The sequence below is a fragment of the Providencia sp. PROV252 genome, from assembly GCF_033676005.1.
GTDB classification, from domain to species: Bacteria; Pseudomonadota; Gammaproteobacteria; order Enterobacterales; family Enterobacteriaceae; genus Providencia; species Providencia vermicola.
Genome location: NZ_CP096294.1, coordinates 138606 through 158569 on the forward strand (window position 1 = coordinate 138606; position 19964 = coordinate 158569).

The 19964-nt window shown below is 37.5% G+C and carries 16 protein-coding genes and 1 pseudogene; 7 read left to right on the plus strand and 10 right to left on the minus strand.

Annotation, left to right across the window (positions count from 1 at the left end):
• Window positions 1–40: 40 nt before the first annotated feature.
• The 4 genes from M1F05_RS00605 (at window position 41) to M1F05_RS00620 (ending at window position 5651) form a co-directional block, all read left to right on the plus strand.
• Entirely contained in the window at window positions 41–724 is a 684-nt protein-coding gene (locus M1F05_RS00605) for a hypothetical protein (RefSeq protein ID WP_206085167.1), read from the plus strand.
• Window positions 725–743: 19 nt separating this feature from the next.
• On the plus strand, window positions 744–3239 hold the full coding sequence (locus M1F05_RS00610; RefSeq protein WP_206085166.1) for a TcfC E-set like domain-containing protein: 2496 nt from the start codon (window positions 744–746) through the stop codon (window positions 3237–3239).
• Between the two features lie 25 nt (window positions 3240–3264).
• Window positions 3265–4881 (plus strand): fimbrial protein, encoded by a 1617-nt coding sequence (locus M1F05_RS00615; protein ID WP_206085165.1) that lies wholly within the window; start codon window positions 3265–3267, stop codon window positions 4879–4881.
• Window positions 4882–4973: 92 nt separating this feature from the next.
• A complete protein-coding gene (locus M1F05_RS00620) occupies window positions 4974–5651 on the plus strand; it encodes a fimbrial protein (protein ID WP_206085164.1) in 678 nt (225 codons plus the stop codon).
• Between the two features lie 45 nt (window positions 5652–5696).
• On the opposite strand, the gene M1F05_RS00625 is transcribed toward M1F05_RS00620, so the two are convergent.
• From M1F05_RS00625 to M1F05_RS00670, 10 genes and pseudogenes are all read right to left on the minus strand, one after another.
• Window positions 5697–6698 (minus strand): fimbrial protein, encoded by a 1002-nt coding sequence (locus tag M1F05_RS00625; protein ID WP_241016866.1) that lies wholly within the window; start codon window positions 6696–6698, stop codon window positions 5697–5699.
• Between the two features lie 13 nt (window positions 6699–6711).
• Window positions 6712–7278, minus strand: coding sequence for a fimbrial protein (locus M1F05_RS00630; protein ID WP_206085162.1), 567 nt, complete (start codon window positions 7276–7278; stop codon window positions 6712–6714).
• 39 nt (window positions 7279–7317) lie between these two features.
• Window positions 7318–7932: a fimbrial protein gene (locus M1F05_RS00635; RefSeq protein ID WP_206085161.1), complete on the minus strand. Its 615-nt coding sequence runs from the start codon at window positions 7930–7932 to the stop codon at window positions 7318–7320.
• Window positions 7933–7942: 10 nt separating this feature from the next.
• Window positions 7943–8692 carry a fimbria/pilus periplasmic chaperone gene (locus M1F05_RS00640; RefSeq protein WP_206085160.1) on the minus strand — a complete coding sequence of 250 codons (750 nt, stop codon included), beginning with the start codon at window positions 8690–8692 and terminating at the stop codon, window positions 7943–7945.
• Window positions 8693–8705: 13 nt separating this feature from the next.
• The gene (locus M1F05_RS00645) at window positions 8706–11237 is read right to left on the minus strand and encodes an outer membrane usher protein (protein ID WP_206085159.1); all 2532 of its coding nucleotides are present in this window, start codon (window positions 11235–11237) and stop codon (window positions 8706–8708) included.
• 28 nt (window positions 11238–11265) lie between these two features.
• Window positions 11266–11811 carry a fimbrial protein gene (locus M1F05_RS00650; RefSeq protein WP_241016864.1) on the minus strand — a complete coding sequence of 182 codons (546 nt, stop codon included), beginning with the start codon at window positions 11809–11811 and terminating at the stop codon, window positions 11266–11268.
• A gap of 66 nt (window positions 11812–11877) precedes the next feature.
• Window positions 11878–12441: a fimbrial protein gene (locus M1F05_RS00655; RefSeq protein ID WP_094960889.1), complete on the minus strand. Its 564-nt coding sequence runs from the start codon at window positions 12439–12441 to the stop codon at window positions 11878–11880.
• An 82-nt stretch (window positions 12442–12523) separates the two neighbouring features.
• Window positions 12524–12913, minus strand: a complete 390-nt coding sequence (locus M1F05_RS00660; protein ID WP_206085158.1) for a helix-turn-helix domain-containing protein — start codon at window positions 12911–12913, stop codon at window positions 12524–12526.
• Window positions 12914–13851: 938 nt separating this feature from the next.
• Window positions 13852–14409 (minus strand): tyrosine-type DNA invertase, encoded by a 558-nt coding sequence (locus M1F05_RS00665; RefSeq protein WP_206085157.1) that lies wholly within the window; start codon window positions 14407–14409, stop codon window positions 13852–13854.
• Between the two features lie 372 nt (window positions 14410–14781).
• Window positions 14782–15381 (minus strand): annotated as a pseudogene (locus M1F05_RS00670) (formate dehydrogenase subunit gamma).
• 148 nt (window positions 15382–15529) lie between these two features.
• Between M1F05_RS00670 and M1F05_RS00675 the strand changes: the two are divergent.
• The 3 genes from M1F05_RS00675 to M1F05_RS00685 all read left to right on the plus strand — a co-directional run bounded on the left by M1F05_RS00675 (window position 15530) and on the right by M1F05_RS00685 (window position 19405).
• Entirely contained in the window at window positions 15530–16270 is a 741-nt protein-coding gene (locus tag M1F05_RS00675; RefSeq protein ID WP_206085156.1) for a MurR/RpiR family transcriptional regulator, read from the plus strand.
• A 193-nt stretch (window positions 16271–16463) separates the two neighbouring features.
• Complete coding sequence (locus tag M1F05_RS00680) at window positions 16464–18020, plus strand: PTS transporter subunit EIIC (RefSeq protein WP_272573805.1); 1557 nt, start codon at window positions 16464–16466, stop codon at window positions 18018–18020.
• 14 nt (window positions 18021–18034) lie between these two features.
• The gene (locus M1F05_RS00685) at window positions 18035–19405 is read left to right on the plus strand and encodes an adenylosuccinate lyase family protein (RefSeq protein ID WP_206085154.1); all 1371 of its coding nucleotides are present in this window, start codon (window positions 18035–18037) and stop codon (window positions 19403–19405) included.
• The last annotated feature ends 559 nt before the right edge of the window (window positions 19406–19964 follow it).

Genomic DNA, 19964 nt, shown 5'->3' on the forward strand with positions numbered 1-19964 from the left:
AATATCTTTATCGTTATTCCTTTCTTAGAAATTTATGATTATGAAAAAAATAACATTAGCATTAATTTTATTATCATGGCTCCCATTAAAAAATAGCTTCGCTGTTAATGTGGGGAATATTACTGAGATAATACCATCCGATGAAGACACGATAGCGAAAGAAATTGAAAATACAGTTGATACAGCAAGGCTGGTAAATCTAACAATCGAAAAAATTGACTCTCCACTTGAAAATGGAAAGGTTATTCCTGTCAATGATCCTAATGAAATATTGTCAACACCAGCTAATTTAATTCTGCCAGGTAAAGCAAAAGATGTGTTTAAAATTATTTATCAGGGGCCAAAGGACGATAAAGAACGCTATTACCGATTAAATTGGAAAGATGACCCTATTGGTGAAAGTGGTGTTACACAAAGTTCAAAATCAGCATCAGCAACGACATCGGCAACAATTAGCACGATTTTAGTTGTCGCACCAAGAATTGAAAATTTTAATTACCAATATATTAATTCCCAAGTTGCGAATACGGGTAATAGTTCTTTTCGTGTTGTGGCTTCAGGACCGTGTTTAGCAGAAAAACAAAAATATGCAGTGGATGGTGTTTGCCGTGAGCGATATTACCTCATGCCACATTTAGCCGTTAAATTGCAATTTGTCGATCTCTCAAATAAAAAATCAAGCGTAGGTATTTGGCACAAAGGAGAGTTCATTGTTGTCAAATAATGAAGAATGGACTTAAATCATGCGTAAGAGTGCTATTGCTTTATCAATATTGAGTATTATTTTTTCGAATTCGATTAATGCTGATGAAATGAAAAGTATTAAGATTGGCGGATATATTATTCCTCCTGCATTTGTGAGTGCATTGGAGGAAGGAATGTCTGTGCCTGTTTTTTTACGTCTGAATGATGAGGCTAAAAAAAGTCAGAGTGAAAGCAAAATTGCGGATGCAGTTATTGTCATTGATCAGGGTAAAATTAAATTATCAAGTCTTCATCTCATTGAGAATGATCAGGGTGCGAAACTCAATAATTTATTAGTTGATAAGCTTGAAAGTAAGCAAAATGCTATTTTTAATGAAAATAATGGGATTGTTATTGATAACAATGCCGTTCTTCAATTAAACATCTCTTCATTCAACCTATCATTAGATGTTGATAAAGCCGCATTTGCAGCAAAAGAGCATGCGAGACAATCTGTCTTAGGAAATTCTTCAGTTAATTCATTTTCAGCCGTCGCCAATTATGATTTAGGGGTGTTTCAGAGCCGAGTCAAAGACGCGAAAGATTCATCAAGTAGCTATTTTAATTTAGATACCTTATTTGCTGCTGCAGAGCACCATTTTAATGTGAACGCCTCAGCGTACAGTATTGGAAAATCGAATTCGAACGTTGAACTTTACCGTGCAATGTATGAACGTGATTTTAATGGATTTCGCTTCGCGCTAGGTTTAATGAGCACATGGAATTTACAATCGATTGCCAGTTTAACCGCCCTTAGTAGCAGTAAAATTTATGCCGCTTCCATCGGGAATAATTCATCCAGTATGGTGGTGAATAAACAACAGTCATTAACACCCATTTATGCTTTTTTAAATAGTCCTGGGGAAGTGCGTATTTACCGTCAAGGTAAATTATTGAACATTCAAAATTTCCCGATGGGTAATTTTGAGGTTGATACGAGCGTATTGCCTTATGGTATTTACGAAGTCACTATCGAAACGGTTGTTGATGGGAAAGTTGTCACCACACAGCACCAAACAATTAATAAATCCTTCGGTGCGATAACGGGAAATTACGACAAGCTAAATTGGGAAATTTACGGTGGATATATTGATTTTGATAAGCGCCATTATGTGAGAGGTGAAGGCTCACCTAGTCAGACCCCTGAAAAAAGTTATTTAGCGGGTGTTTCTTTTGCTTATAACTTCCCAGTGTTATCGGGTATTCGTTTCCAAATGTCCAACTATGGGTTTGATAAGTTTGTTGTACAAGAAACCAGCGTTAATGCCACTTTAAATAACTATATTTCAGTTGCTTGGCAGGGCATGTTAGAAAATCATGGCAGTCACCGTAATATTGCGACGGTTTCGGTCAATATCCCCGAAGGGTACGGTTCTTTATGGGCATCTAAAGAAAAGACCGTCGTGACGGGCGATTTACCGCTTTATGATGCGGATAGCTATTCTTACGGCGGCACGATTAACTTTGACAAAATCATTGATAGAACAGGCTCGTTTACTATTAGTAACACCAAAGACCGCCGTGTCGGCAGTGATTCAATCAACTATGAGTACGCGAACACATTATTCTCGGGTCGTTATGGCACGGTAGGATTAAGAGCGGGTGTTCAGCGTTATCATTATGATAATCAAAACAGTACCAACGAAAAATACGTGAATCTTGATTTCTCTTTGCCGCTCTCTACATGGCTTAGTACTGGCGTTTCTTCGACAAACGGTAACGTAAAAGCCAATATTTATGCGAATAAGAATTTTGAAAATTCCGTGATTACCAATGCAGGTGTTTCAGTTTCAAAATTAGTTCGTGATAAAGATAATGGCGAGTCTGATTTTTCAACGTTGGGCTATGCGTCTTACGACACAAAATATAATTCAGGGACTGTGACGATTAATAGGCCTGATAATAACCGGCTCAATGGTAACTTAACTTCGCGCGGCTCAGTAGCCTATAGTGACGGAATGATCACGCCTAGCGGGCAGCAAGGTAAATCTGGCGTGATTATTAATTCAGATATTAAAGGTAGTGGCAGTATGGTCGCGAAAGTGAATGGCCAAAACTACCCAATTAGTGGAAAAAATACGTTTATTCCATTGTCTCCTTATTCTGATTATGACATCCAATTAATGAATGACGGCAAATCAAAAGACAGTTTTGATATTGTTTCTGGTCGAAACAAGTCCGTTACATTATATCCAGGAAATATTGCCCTTTATCAACCTGAAGTTAGGCAACTAGTGACCGTATTTGGTCGTCTGAAATCGCCTAATGGCGAATATATAAAATATGCTTCCATTCGAAACCATATCGGTCGAACAAAAACCGACCAAAATGGTGAGTTTTCCATGGACGTTGATGTTCGATACCCAGTGATATCGTTATTACAGGACGACCAACAGACTATTTGTGAAGCAGACTTAAACCTGCAAGGTGCACGCGGTGCATTGTGGGTTGGCGAGGTGACTTGTGAGCCTCAAGAAGCATTTGCTAAACGTTAATTATCTCTTTAAAGGCTAATTTAATATGCGATTATTATCGATAACAGCACTCTTTTTTTCATTCGCTGTTTTAACGCCGAATTCTTTTGCAGCAACCGCACCCCTGCAAGAATATGTCATTGTTGAAAACCAAGTTGATAATGAATTTTTTATTGTGGCAAATAGGGTTGATCCGCGTTTTTCGGGTTCCAATGTTTTCACAAAATATCAGCGTAATAGTCAATTAAGTTTAGGCTATATGGGATATACCGGTACACCATTTAGCTCAACGTATAATATAGGCGATATTTGGTTAGAAAATTCCCCTGTCAACCAACCGTTTATTGGAAACCGTTGTATGACGAACAACCGAAATTGCCCTGCAACCTCTTATTGGCCTGCTCAGCAATTACGGGACAATGGCGCATATAAAATACAGCAAACAGGTACGCCAGGTGAATCGGGTTATTCAAGGCCTATTTTCTCGGAAGCATTTTATCGTTGGTTAGCGGAAATCCCGCCAGGAACCGAATACACGTTTGATTTAAGAACATGTACAAGTCGTGATGATTATAATTTAAGTAATACAACGTGTATGACCAGCGGGGGGCGAACAAGTACACAGCAACACTACATTCCAACCAATAAAAAAGGGAACATTATTTTGAAAGGCACTGGCGCCTTGCAAGAGGTGTTTGTGGACAGCAATGGGAATCCAACCATTGGGCTGGGTTCTAATTTTTGTTCCACAGGTATTGTGGCAAATGCTTCTGGTGTGATTTGTAAATTAGTGGAGTTAGAAACTAAAGGTTCATCAATTAGTGGCTCATTTACTGTCCGTATGTATATTGATAGTGCAAAGTTAGGTTTAGCGAGGGCGCCAGCTGCGGCATCTATTAAATATAAAGGAACTAACAGTACACGTTGGACAAATTGGTCTTCAACAACAAATATGTCTGAAATTTTTAATAATGGCTCACAGAATATTGAAGTCTTTCTTTCCAATGCGTATTTAAAATCGATTGTTGATGCCTCGCCAAATTCAACCGTGACATTGGCAGACAGTGTTTATACATTTGGTTTTCAATCTCCACTGCCACAGTCTGGTTTTTATGAATTTACGCCATCAAACTACTTAATAATTAAACCGAGAGATTATGGAATTAGCATTATTCCTGCAGACTTTAATCCAAATCAATCGAAAACGGGTAAGGTCGGTAGCGAAGAGCCGCCGATAGAATTTAATTATATTGTGACGACCAGTGGCCCAAGACAGGCAGACTCTATTACGGCAAAAGTTGAGGGGCCCCAAACAACATTAAAAGGTCAGTCGTACTGTTTATTCACTTCAAGTGATAACAAATTTAATGTCCCTTTTTCTGCCTACCTTTCATTTAAAAATGGCAGTGGGGTGAAGGAGTCATACCGCGCTAGTTGTGATAATAATGAAATTTCATTGAAAAACGCATTATGGGCGGAAACCCCCTGGGACCGGCCAAATGAAGATCTCGGTTCTTTTTATCGTACTGATTTAGACTTATCATTCCCAATGAATGACGCTAATTCGTTTTTCACATTAGACGGTATTGATTGGTTAGGGACAGTTTCAGCAAGTGGGACGATTACCGTTAAGGCGATTTGGACGGGACCTGATATTCAATAACTTTAATGGCTATTTTGTGGCTACTTGTAAAGACGCAAGTAGCTTTTTTATTGGTACCAATTCTTCCTTCAATTTAATAGCGGATTTTTATTATGAAACGCTTCTCTTTGCTTAAAATCCTATTTTTGATGGTGTTGTTTTCGTTTTACAACAACGCATTTGCGTTATATATCAACTCAGATATTTCTTCGATGGATTCGGGCCAAGAGTTTTTTTCTAAGCCATACGTTAATGATACGAAAAAAACGAATTTATATAATTTTAGCGCTTATAAAATTGATAGACCAGGTGGCCAAGAACAGGGTGAGCCGATACTCAATGGTGAAATTATCTTTACTCCGCTGAAGAAAATTTTATTACCAGGAGAGCAGGAGTTTTTTAAGATTTTTTATCGAGGGCAAGCGGATGAAACTGAGCGCTATTATAAGATTATTATTAGCGAAACGCCTTTGGATATGCGTAATGATGACGGGAAAAAAAAGCAGCCATTATTTTACCCAACGGTTAGCTTAGAAACCTATTTTGTCGTGAGACCTAAAAAACCTGACTTTAAATACAACCTTAATTCAAATGATGGGGTACTAAAAAATACGGGTAATACTTATTTTAGGGTGTTATTACATGACAGCTGTGATGCTGATGATGACTCGGAGCCTTACGTCTTTTATTTGTTGCCTAATCAAGAGTTTAACGATGTACGCTTAAAAAAGAAAAGCCGAAAATATATAGTTATTTTCGATAAATATTACTCGGTCGGGAATTGTGAATAATTAATGCAAAAGAGGCTTTTAATAAGTAAAAGCCTCTTTATAACACTATGGTGTAGACATAATAATTGTTGCTGCAGAGTTAAACTGGCCTTCGATGAGCTCATTTGGCGATAAATTTGGCTTCTTTACTAACGTAAACATTAATGTATCTCTGCCATGGCCATTTTCGATTTTTGAATTGAAATGCCCATTCATTGGGGAAACACGTTGTCCTTGATGATAAATCTCTACACCTAATCCTGGCATGATCGGGCCTTGACTGCCGATATCACCTGTTCTGACGAGTAGCGCATCTCCTGAAAAGGTTGATGTTTCACCACTTAAAATCATTTTTATTGGTGCTGTTAGGTTATTATCTTCACAGCTATATGTGATCTCAACATTACGCTGAAAACGGCTCGCACTACCCACTGTTGAAATACCTGATGCATTAACCGTTTCAAAATCAACAATAATGATTTGGTTATCATTGATATCACATGTCCCTGTTCCTACAACCACATCATTTCCAGCATAGAAATTCCATTTAAAATAAGCGTGGTCAATATGTTGGTTGCTGCCTACAAATGTTGCATATTTATGGAGATCAAGCGTCATCAATAAATCTCCTTTTCTGACTAAAACTGAAGGTGTAGGCTTAACATTCACTTGCAAATATAACTTAATTTGCAAGGGCTCAGAAGCGGTGGTTAACCGGAAAACTGGAATTTCTTGACCACTAAATGGTGCTAAATAATAAGCACCGCGTACAACAACACCAGCTTTTAATTCAGGATTATTTTTAAACGCAGGGCCTAAGTCAGCGCCTGTGACATTCAGGTAGTCGACATAGGCGGAGGGCGCTTCATTGCGGCAGGTCATAAAGTCGCTCACATCCGCGAATTCATTAATTCGATTAGGTACAGCAAAAATATCATTATCAAGAGGAACATCTTGTATGCTTTGTGTTCCGCCGCCAACCTCTTGGCCCCCATTTGTTTTACATTGGAATGCAAATATGGTCGGGGAGAATAATAAGGTTGCGAGAAGTAATATTAATATCTTCATTGTTACTGATACCTTAATCATAAATTAAACTAAAAATAGCGGTTGCAGTAAAATGGCCAAATGCAATACTTTTATTTTTTATTGCATCGGGTTCCCCTTGCACATTCGCATTAAAACTTAATATATTTGTGCCATTCTCTAGATTGTATGCGGGCGTCGTACTATTAATGGGAATTTTTTTACCATTGTATTCTAAAATTTCAATTCCTATACCCGAAGCCATGCTGCCAGAATCTAATGCAAGGAGGCCTGGTAAATAGCTATTTTCGGTTCCAGTAAACTTAACTGTCACTGTTTTAAAGATACTATTATCACAGTCATCTAGGTGAATATTAAAATTTTCCAGTGGTGTTTTTTGGTTAATATAGAGATACTTATTGACGATAGTACCAAAATCTACAATGATATTTTCATCACCAGGCCTTACCGTGCAAGCTTCAGCGACAAGCTGCCCTCTTATCTTAATTTCACCGATTTGGCCATTTTTTGCATGGCTCGGTAATGAAAAAAATAACAAACTGAATAGCATGAAGAGTATTATTTTTTTAAATTTGTAAAAATTGAAATTTAAGTTATTCATATAAAGACCTTCAATGCTCTATCCGCTAATTGAATTAGCTTATTCATAGGTTATTTGGAAAGAAATAATGCTTCGGTATGCGCCTGCCTGTAATTTTTCTGCAACTCTGACGGGGGCTACGTAATAAGTTAAAATATTTTGCCCAGACGAAATAAGTTGTGGTTCGCTGTACTCACCAAAGGCGATTTCTTTTCCTTTTGGGTTGGTGATTTGTAATCCCAATCCAGTAACACCTTCTACGCTGGCAATGTTAGGGCGAAACGGAATGACAGGGGCAATAAACCGAATTTTCATCCCTGGCTGGGAAGTGCTCCATGTGACATTGCCCGATTTATCATTTCTTAGGGCGGTTGGTGTGTCGATACAATCCAGCAATTCAATATTAATCGGGGTTTTATGGCCTTGTGCGCCAATTGCTTTTAATGACGCAGTTTCAACATTCCCCAAATCAACAGATTGAAATGCAGAGTCCATCGATAAATGGCAAGCACTCTCAGTTAAGGAGCCGTAAACAAAAATTTTTCCATTGGCGCCTTCGACATCCCAATTTCCTGTGGCGTCATGAAAGGCATTCGAGGACGCCCCATATATGACAGACGGTGGAAATATCAGAGAAAGCCCGAGAAGTAAGGTAAGACTTTTTTGATTAATCATCTTTTCCTCTCTATTTATTTTCAGGAACAACCTGACATGTGCTGGCTTGGCATTTGAATTGCAATTTAGGACGGCCACCGTAGTCATTGATGTAGGTTAGTACTGGGTTCGCACCAACGGTGGAACTTGGGACACCTAAATTTTCTTCGCTAAATGGTGCGACCATAACGGCTTTAAAGTTTTGATTTACTGGTGAGTTGATACGCTCCGCAGCGCCAATAATGGTGATATAAAAAGGCGTTGGATTTTTAATAATATATTGGTCGCCTTGTTTAATAAGCTGTGTTTTTTCCTGCCAAGGGTTATTCAACATTTCCGTTTCACTTAGCATGATACTTTTCGGGCGGTAAAATAATTTAATTTTGCTTTGTAATGCTAATTGTAAAACATTCGGCTTATCACTTTTAGGTGGTATCTCTCTTAAATTAAAGTAATAAACGCTTTCTCTATCTTGAGGTAACTGGTTTATTTCAGGAAGCGCTTCAACACGAACTTGGCTTGATTTTTCGGGTTCAACTCTTTGCACTGGGGGTAATACTGCAAAAGGAGAGGTAACTTTCACTCCTTGAATATTTTCTACCCAGCCTTGGGCTAAATAAGGCAGTTGGTTATTTTTATTGGTAATAGTAATTGAAACGCTTTTTTGATCGCCATTAAAAATAATGCGAGTTCTATCTAAAGCAATTGCTGAGAAAGCGCTTCCGCTAACTAAACTGCTTAATAAAATAGTACTGATATATAAATTAGTTAATTTTTTCATAGCAATCACTCAGTTACAGATTATTATCTGTTTCATTACGTTTATTTGATAGTGGCTTACAAGGAATGAATAATCCTTGGCTAATTGTTTCTAAGTTCTCAGGAAAATGGATTTCACATTGAGCTGCGCCACCCCAATGAATAATCATGACTTCATTTGGATTGATACCACTGACGTAGGCATATCCATTATCAGTGACGATCCCTGTTTCTTTTCCTTTCAAATTAGTAATCTGAGCACCAAATGGCGGCGCAGAGCCGTCAGACATACGCATTGAAAGCATCATTTTTTCACCAGACAATACATTAAATTTACGGTAGCCAATTGCGCCTTCTGTTAATGTGGCCTGGACAATAGAATCAGTCACCTCGGCATTATTCGGTAATGCATTTAAATCGACTTTAACTTTACTGCGGTAGTAACTATTTAAGTCAGGCACGACCACTTTACCGAATGCATTCGATGCAATAGGGATACCACGGTCTGATACGGGGATTTTAGCTACGCCGTCAGTGTCTATGAGTAAACGAGTGCCGCCAATATTTGAAACTCGGTGAGCATCCGCACCTTTTAACGTCATAGTGAATCCGCCTTGAGCCCCTAATCCAAATGACGTGTAATTATTGTGAATATAGCTGGCATTTGCGGTTAACTTCGTATTATCGCCGTAATGAGTAATATAGGTGCTTGCGGTTCCACCTTTATTGGTTGACCCTGCGCTGACTTGGTAATTGGTTCTATCAGACAGCTTGTCATAATAAGTTGCCCGGTTAACGGTGTCGTCCCGTGTTGCTTGTAATGAATAGCCGATATTGGCACCATTTCCCCAAGGCATTGATGCTGAAATATAAAGACCGTCATCATTTGTTTCGTTATATTTATTGCGGTACGCCGATAATGAAATATTAATATTTTTCAGGCTTCCCCAATCTAAGGTTTTTGTTACCATTAAATTGTAGCGATTGCTTTCTGGCTTATCCCAATAGGTTTGGTGCGAATAATTTAAATAAGCAGTGATCCTTGGTTCTCTAAAATTTTTATTTAGAGAAATCACATACATTTCCTTATTACTGCCTTGGCGTTCGCCTGAATCTTTAGCCGTTAAAAAATCAGTCACAGTCATAAAACTGCGCTCAGAGAAGCGGTAACCTGCGAATTGGACTTGGCTATCATAGTCATCAAAGCGCTTCGAATAGTTTATCCGATAAGAGTTACCTGTCAGTTTTTTATCATTCGGAATATTTGCAATAGAATGCGTAATATCGAAAGACAAAGCACCAAATGCTAATAGATCGCGACCTACACCTACGTTGAATGCATTATAGTCTTGGCTATTTAATGAGCCTGCGAGCAATGACCAACCATTGGTGACTCCCCATGACATTTCACCACTTGCGAATGTGTCTCCGTTAACATGGTGATCCATATCGGTTGGTCGACCCATTGCTAATTTATATCGAATACTACCTGGGCGCGTTAAATAAGGGATATTAGCCGTTTCAACTTGATATTCTTGAACAGAACCATCCTGTTCTTCGATTCGAACATCCAGTTTACCCGTCGTTGCATCGCTTAAGTTTTGGACACGAAAAGGCCCAGCAGCAACTTGTTCTTGGTAAATAACTCGCCCTTGTTGACTAATAATGACCGTTGCATTGGTGGTTGCAACACCTGTGATTTCTGGCGCATATCCACGTAAGTTCGGTGGAAGCATTAAGATATCTGAGCGTAAGCTAATCCCAGTGAATCGAAAACTGTCGAATAAATCCGTATTAAAATAGTCTTCACCCAAAGTTAGTTTTGCTTTAATGCTAGTTAAAGCTTTATAAGCATAAAGTCGGCTCCATTGGAAATCATGCTCATTTTTACTGTTTGAGCCAGTTTCTCGTTGAGCACGTCCCTGCCAATCGCCCCTGAAGCGCCATGCACCGAGGTTAACACCCGCAACACCATTTGCCGTCACATTATAATTACTATTGTTATCATGAGGTTTATTGGCTCTTGCATTAATGTTGTAGTCTAAAATAGCTCCTGAAATCCCCTCATCCCAAAGAGAGGGTGGATCCCAGTTAGCGGTTCTATATTCAAGATAGGCTTGAGGAATACTTAGGTATAATGTTGCGTCAGATAAATCTCCCTGAGCTTGAAAGCCAGGTAGACTGAGTAAATCAAGACACTCATTATTATGCCACCACGTAATTTTCTTCAATGAGTCCGCTGTTAGCCCTAATTGTTGGACTTGTTCTTGTGTAATACATACAAGGCTTGCTTCAGGGTCATTTTCAGGCGCATAAAAAGAAAATCGTTGTTCAGGCAGAGTTTCTTTATTTAATTGTATTTTTAGAGGGTAAGTGCCAGGCATAATATAGCCAGCACGTGAGAATTGCTTAATATCGATGTTTTTTTTGTCTTCTAAATCAAATAATGCTGTATTAAATTGTATAGTATCAGCAGCATATAACTGGGCAGATAATGACCCAAAAGCGAACATTATCGTTGTCGTTATTATATTTATTTTGTGTTGTTTAAAAAACATAAAAAACATCCCTAAAACACCAATATAACTTTTAGAATTAATAATAATCGACCTTGAACCTTAATAAGGTTTGGTAATTACCCGCTTTAACAGGATGATAATTGGTGACTAATTGCATTTGATATTTCAGTATCATTGTGCCAGGGGTAATTCCTTGTGCAGGCAATGGCTTCCCTGGTGTAATGGAGTATCCCGAGATATCATGCAGTGCCAATTGCACTCCTTTTGCTTCACCCGAGAGTGTGAAAAAATCACCTTCTGATGGACCATCAAAAGTGACTTCGAGTGAATTCCATTCGTTATTATCTTTTGAATATTTTTCCCAACGGCAATCAACGAGCTTAATATTGAATTCTTTTATGGGGCCTTTCCCAACTTCGCGAATATAGCTTATTGGAAGAACCCCCATATTAATGGTCTGATCCCTTGACCCGATATCTATTGCACAGGCAGTATCGACTATTTCGCCGTTCATTGTGACTTTTCCCCATCCATGAGGTGATGCCGCCATTTGTGGCGAAAGAAATAATGTAAGAAGCAATAGAGACGATACATTTCTTGGCGAATAGATAAATCCTTTCACTTTAACCTCTGACTTAATTAGGTGACTAATAGAGGAATACAGGAGTATTCCTCTTTAACTAATCAATTAGTTATAAGTTAAGGTAAAGTTAGTTACGCCTTCGAATTTACCTAATGGAATTTTATCTACTGCAACGTTTGCACCTTGTACATAAGCGCTATAACGTAGAGTGTTATCACCCGCTTGTAATTGGTGTTCTTGTGCTGTTGCAACACCCATATCTAATGCTGCTCCGTTTGTATCAGTTAATTGAATACCGACGTTACCCGCAATAGTTGGATCGGTTGCATCTAAGCCAGTTACACCTAATAATTTAGAGTTGAATGCAGCACTAGAACCAGAGAATGTGATGCTGACTTTGTCATTATAGACTTTGTCATCTGCATCTTTAGGGAATACACAGTCTTCTAATTCAATGTTGAATTGTTTAGCACTAGAAGTACCGCCATTTGCTAAAACAGAGTTAGCGATTTGGCCTAACCATACAGTTTGGTCAATAGAGTCGGAACTAATTGAGCAAGGTGCATCGATGATTTCACCTTTAAATGTAACTTTACCATGCCCTTGATCAGCGAGTGCTGGAGAAGCGATAGCGGCAGAAACAAGTGCTGCTAAAAATACTTTTTTCATTTGAACCTCATTTATATATAACAACGTGATGATTACCCAACAATTAAGTGGGCATAGTTAAAATTTTATATTTTTTAAATAACTATTTGCTGTATAAAGAATTTAGAATAATTTCTGATTGCCGATTAAAAATATAATGGCAATTATCTTGCTCATCGAAGAGGTTTTCATTGTTATGAATAAATGAATTAGCATTAGGATGTTCTTCATTTATTTTCAATGTTATACTTTCGAAAAACGCACTAGGGTTAGTATCTAGATAGAATAAGATTGAAAATAACATCCCACAGTTAATGCTACATATTCCTCTTTCATATCGAGAGATTTGTTGTTGTGATATTTTTAATTTTTTAGCTAGATCTTTACCGCTTAGCCCTTTTTCTTTTCTAAGGTGGAATAACTCCAAACCAATTTGCTCAGTTAGTATTTTCTGAAAATTATCTATACTGGTTTTTAACTTGTTATTTTTCATATCTCACCAATAAAGCTTTATGTAATTTGGTTACACAGTCAGACCCGCTTGCAAAGTAAACGATTTGCTTTCTTTTTGCTCAGGAAACGCAACAAAATAAATCAAAATGTTGCGTTAAATTGGTTTTAGCTAATTTGTTTAATATATTGGAAGTGTCAGAATTAAAATCTTTAATTTATATTATTTGTTAGTAAATCTGGAGTATTTATCTAGTGGATTTTGTTGGCGAAAATATCACAGGTGATAACTTTTTGTTGTAGATGACAATTTTTTACATAATTTACTGGTTACCTCTAAAATAAATAATACAAACAGAGTTTTATGCTGTTTGATTTTGGTTAGTCTCAGAATTATACTTATTAGGCATTTTAAACATTTTGATTTATTATGTTGCATTACCATTTGATTTTAAATCATTTTTTATTTAATTCATTGATTTTTATTTATTATTCAAAATATTTTTTATTATATTTCTTGTTGTTTGGTTATGATTTTATATTATTTTTACATTTGTCTGATTTAGAGGTTATTTATGAAATTAAAAGCTAAAACAATTTGATTTTAATTTTTTTATTTATTAAATATCTTTATATGATTCTCTAAATACGAGTTAAAATGTAATTTACACGTATATATATTGATAATATATTGTTAAATTCATGCGGCTGACTAATTACTCATATTTCGAGTATTTAAATTATGATAGTTGGTAAAAGAAGAATAAATAAAATTATTAACTAACCTTATTTTGGCGGGTTGAAAAATAACGTATTGATGGCTCTATTTAGTGGTATTCAAATTAATCATCACATCAAACATTCATAAGAATACCTCAGTTTTATAAAACCAATTGGTTAAATAACTGAGGCATTCTTGGTGTTTAATTCATTTTATAATATTGAACTTTAGTTCCATGTTGATACAAGTCATTAAATTGTCTATTGATTAGACCAAATGCCACTAAAACGTTTTTCATTACTTGCGGTATAAATTACTGTATGGGCAATATTTCGATGCCCTAAATAGTCTTGAATTAATCGGGTATCTCTACCGAGGTCAGCTAATGCATACCCACATGCATGTCTTAACATGTGCGGGTGAAGTTTGACGGGTAGCCCTGCGATTTTGCCGTATTGTTCAAATAAACGGTAGATCTGGTAGCGAGAGATTTGGCTCCCTTTTTGTGAGATAAACAAGCAATCTGAGCTGGACGTTTTCCAAGAATTTCGCTCTAACAACCACCTTTCTATTGCAGTAAACTCTTCAGGAATTATCGGTTGAACAGTGGATAAACCTCCTTTTAACCGTCTGATGTAGATTATTTTTTGTGCTAAATCAATATCTGCCATTGTGATGTGAGTAAGTTCGCTAACCCTTAGACCATGTAGGAAGCTCATTAATAACAAGCAATAGTCGCGATTGGGATATCTCCCCTGTTTGGTTGCATTTAATAGAGCGTTAACTTCTGTGCGTGTAATAAATTTGCGTTTAGTCATTATGATCTCATTTATACCTCGTTACATTTCGCTATATACCAATGATAAATTAACTAAAAATAATTAATTTTCCTAAAATTAAACACAATATGTCATAAGCACACGTGATGATACCTAAATGTGAGTGATTAATCATGGTGACTTTTCATACTCTCTCACCGCGTTAAAAAGTGTAAGAAAACAGAAAGAATGGAATTCTTGAAGGATAAAATTTATTTTTCTAAAACAGGTCTCACTCACTGAAATAAATTGATTTATGGGTGGATGTTGTTGCGTTGGTGCTAAAGAGGAAGGGGATGTAAAGGGCATCTACGGGGAGGAATCTGCCAAGCAGTACCATAAATGACGCTGCTTGGCGGTTTTAATTTACGATTATTCTTTCTTCTCTTTTTCTTCTTCTAATACTTCGCGATACCAACGAGGATGGTGTTTCCTTGCCCATCCACGCGTCACCCAGCCTTCAACCATGTACGGATAGAGCCTTTTACCCAAAAGGCAGCATAAGCATGAACAACAACCGTAATTATCAGGGCTATTGCAGAAAGTGAGTGTGCCAGTAATGCTGTTCGAATTATCGAAATTGAAAAATAATCAGCGAAATAAGGACGCCAAATAATAATTCCACTTACCGTTAAGACGATAAGGCACAGGCTGAGAACCCAATAAATCCCTTTTTGGCCAAGGTTATAATGGCCGATATCGCCAGCTTCCTCATTACGTAATACCTTGTGAATATTTTTAGCCCAAATAAGGTCTTGCTTATCCACAAAGTTATATTTTAACTATCTAAAAAACATAAAGATAAATAAAAATGCCATGAGGCTACCGACAAAGGGATGCAGTATGCGAGATAACTGGGGCGTCCCTAAAATATTCATAAACCAGTTTTATGAGGGAAAAAAAGAAACCTAATCCACTGAATGCCGTAAAGATAATGACGACTAACAGGTTACATTGCACCTTCTCACAAATTTACCTCCCTGAGTTCTACATAAAGGCCCTATTTGGCGTATAATCAGCAAATTGATTATTTTGTGCTATTTCATCATTATTAATCGTCATCAGGTTGTTGGCCCCTTCAGTACAATGGGATTTTTCGGCAAAATTGGTCAGGTGGGATATGTTGGAATTTTTAAAAAATTACGATAATTTAACGCTAAGTGAAAAAAAGGTATTAAAATATCTGAACGATAATATTGCCGATATACCCTACTTAAATATCAATGAGTTAGTCGCAAAAACCTATGTGTCGAAAACAGTCATTATTAACTTATCGCAGAAATTAGGCTTCAGTGGTTTTAAAGAGCTTAAATTTCAAATTAATAATTATATTCTGTCCAAAAATAAAACTGAAAAAGTCACGCCCGCGTCCTACAAAAAACAACTCGAGAAAAACATTAATAAAAGTTTTACGCTGATTAATGAAGATCAAATTAATGACTGTGCGAATATTTTACATAAATCGCGAAATATTTTTATTGTTGCGAGGGGTACCAGTAAGGCCGTAGGGTATTATCTTGAGCACTTACTCTTTGCATTAGGTCTGCACTGTTTTTTTATTAATGACTACAATTTGTCTGATTCTTTCACTCGACTCGTCAGCAAGGATGATACGGTGATATTTATTTCACTTTCTGGCGGAACAAAAAAGATTATTGAGACCGCCAAAATTGTCCAATTGAAAGGCGCAAATATCATTAGTATGACAGCATTCAATACGAATGAATTAACCAGTTATACCGATAACACGCTTTTTTGTTTTGCAGACAGTTACGATACTAAAAGGGATGATACCAAGTCCCGTATTGGTTTTTTTATTTTAGTTGATTTACTTATCAATGAGTTAGAAAACCTACTTTAGGCGAATTTCTTAACCTACTCTTCCTATATTACCGCCTTTTTATTGTTATTTTTAACAATAATGCCGTTTCAAAATGACTTAGGTCATAATTTATGACCTAAGATAATTTTTAAAACCGGGACATCATTTCTTTTATAAAACCCCCAAGCTAGTATGCCTTTAATTCTAATAATAGAAGTCATAAGGAAAAAGTATGGCCAGAAGAAAGTTTGGTGAATCTATCCAACGCTTTGGGAGAACATTACTCCTTCCGATTGGTGTGCTTGCACCTATCGGTATGATATTGGGTATCAGTGGTGCGTTAGTGCAAACGTATATGATTGCACGCTTTCCTTTCCTCGGAAATGAAACAGTTAACGCTCTATTAGTTAGCATTCGTTCTATTGCAGGGGTGATTTTCGATAATATCCCATTGCTGTTTGCGATGGGGGTCGCTTATGGGATGAACCAGAGAGATAAGGGGATTGCCGTCTTCGCGTCGGTAGTTGGTTACTTATCCTTGATCATTACCATGAATATTTGGTTGGTGCTCACCGGCAAACTCGCTGATGCAGCGATTATGAGCCAAGTGGGGCAGATTAAAGTTCTTGGCATACAAACGCTGAATATCAGTGCGGCAGGGGGGATCATTACGGGTTTAATTGCCTCTTGGGCGACTGACAAGTTCTATAACCTTGAGCTTCCTACCGCGTTTGCCTTCTTCTCGGGGAAAAAATCGGTATCCATTATCATGATTGGTTTAATGATCATGGTTGGTGCGTTATTACCGTTTATCTGGGAAGTCTTAGTCCAAGGATTAATGAAGTTATCTGCTGTATTCTTGAGCCCTGTCGGCCCATTCTTTACGGCAGGTGGTGAACGTTTATTCATTCCGTTTGGCTTACACCATGTCTGGAACGTGTTGTTCCGTTTCACTGAAGCGGGCGGTACCTATGTTATTGATGGACAAACTTTTGTGGGTGTTGTCCCTGCGTTAACTGAAGTGTTATTCAAACAAGGTCCTAACAGCGAATATTGGGCGATGATGCCAAGTTTGACTCGCTTTATGGCGCAACAGCAAATGTTAGTAACACTGTTCTTATTCCCTGCGATTGCGCTGGCAATTTACAGAACATCGAAGAAAGAAAACCGTGCAGAAGTGAAGTCGATGTTGGTGACAATGGTATTGACCGCGATGCTGGGGAACGTGACAGAACCGCTCGAATTTACCTTCGTATTTATTGCACCACTGTTGTATCTCATTTACGCGATTATCGTGGGTATCGGTGCAGTGTTACTTTCTTTCGCGGGTGTTGCTATTGGTTATATTCGTGGAACGGTATTCGACTTCACGATATTTGGATTGTTATACGAGCATACAAACTGGATATTCTTAGTCATCATTGGTAGCTGTTTAGCCGTGGTCACTTACTTTATTTTCTACTGGGCGATTATCAAATTTGATATTAAAACGCCAGGCCGTGAAGAATCCAGCAACCTGAAAAATACCTTAATTAAAGAAAAACGTTATGGTGAAATTGCAGAAATTTTAATCCAAGCGTTAGGTGGAAAACAAAATATTCGTAATGTAGATAACTGTATTACTCGTATGCGGATTGATGTTGGCGAAGTGAATCAAATTGATAAAGATTTAATGTTGGAATCAGGATGTACCGCATTCTTCTTTCCATCGGCAAACCATGTCCATGTCGTTTATGGGCCGAAGGTTGAATTCGTTCGCAATGCTGTTGATGAAGCAATGAAGAAATAAAGAAGGGATACGAAATGAGAGCATTATACGATTCTAAAAGTAAAACAATTGATGATAGAGGTATTAAAGCACTTTTATCTGATGAAGCAAAATATACAACTTGGTTAATGTTTGAATCTATGTTGGCTCAAGCTCAAGCGGAGCAGGGGTTTATTCCCCAATCCGCAGCTGATGAAATTAAAGAAAAGGCGATTATTGAAAATATTGATTTTGAAGAAATGAGCCGTATTTATCAACAAATCGGCCATGGCTTCGTGCCTTTTCTGAAAGTATTAGTGAATGCTTGTTCAGAAGAGAGTGGAAAATATATCCACTACGGTATTACCACACAGAATATCCAGCAGAGTTCCCAACTGTATATGATGAAAACGGTACACAATAAGTTTATGTTGTTGCTGAGTGAAATCATTGAAAATCTTTCTGGTTTGGCAGAAAGAACTAAGCATATGGTAATGCCAGGCAGAACCCATGGACGCCATGCGATCCCGATTACTTATGGCTATAAAGTGTCGGTGTGGATAAGCGATTTTATTGATTGTTATCAGCGCATGAAAGAGTGCGAAAAGCGCGTATTCACCATCATGATGGGGGGGGCGGTTGGTGCTTTTAACTCGATGCCAGGTATCGGTTTAGAAGTGCAAAAACGCGTCGCTGAGCTAACAGGTATGCATGCGATGGAAGTGCCATCGAGAAACCTAAGCACCCATAAACTAGAATATATGGCGAATTTAGCGCTGATGGCGAATATCTGCCATAAGATTGGTGAAGAAGTTTACAGCACCACATTGGAGGAAATTGCTGAGGTTTCTGAAGGATTTACGAAGGGTACTGTGGGCAGTAGTACGATGCCACACAAGATTAACCCGAAATTAGCAAAAGGCATTATTGCAAATTCACAGAAACTGTATTCTTTGCCAAGTGTGGGGATGTACTCAGCGGTACGTCCTTATGAAGGTGACAGCAGTTCTTATATGTTATTCGATGGCTTAATTGAAGAAGCGTTAGAGTTAACGACAGAAATCTTATTAAGAACCGAAGAGCTTTCAAGAACTCTCGTTCCTCATGAAGATAGAATGCTGCATAACGTATTGAGAAATAAAGGGTTAGATAACACCGAATACGTAATGATGAAAATGGCAGAAAAACTAGGGAAAGATAAAGCCCATGAGCTGCTATACGAAGAAGCGATTAAGACTGCAGCAGATGGCGAGGATTTCTATACTAACCTCACCAAAAACAGTGTGATATCCGCTGCTTTTAGCAATGATGAAATTAAAGCGATGTTAGATCCACGTTCTTATATAGGTTTGTCTGTTGAGATAGCAGAAAAAGAAGCGAAACGTGGCCTCGTTATTTCACAAGAAATTAAACATAATTATAAGTAACAGTGATTAACGGTAATGACAGAGCCACCTATTTAGGTGGCTCTGAGGCTGTTGACAAAGCAGGATAAAAACGTGGTTTTTCCTGCTTTGTGTTATCAGCGGAAAATCAATAAATTGATTTTCCGTATTAATATTCAAAACCTATCCAACCTGCAGTCAAACCTCATCGGTTTGTCAGCAGTCTGAGAGCCACCTATTTAGGTGGCTCTTTTTTTATAGAAAATAAGAAGTTATCGCTGACTGTATTTTTTAAGGTTGTATTAATTGATAAATTTTTCATTTAACACCTTTTTCATTTATACATGAGATAGCGCGTTTCAAAATTAAGGGATGACAATTTTACTCTCTTAAATAAAGGTGAAAATCATTTATGTCTAAACAATATCGCTTTATTACTAAAGCTGTTGATTTTCTATTACCCAGACTTAAAAATGCGGATCACAGCTAAAAGTGCGATTTATATATATACGACAGGTGCTTTTGATATTGTCCCTTTAGGTTTAGAGTCAGAAGGACTTTGGTAAAAATTATCGCTAGAAAAATAGTGGGGTGTTTGTTA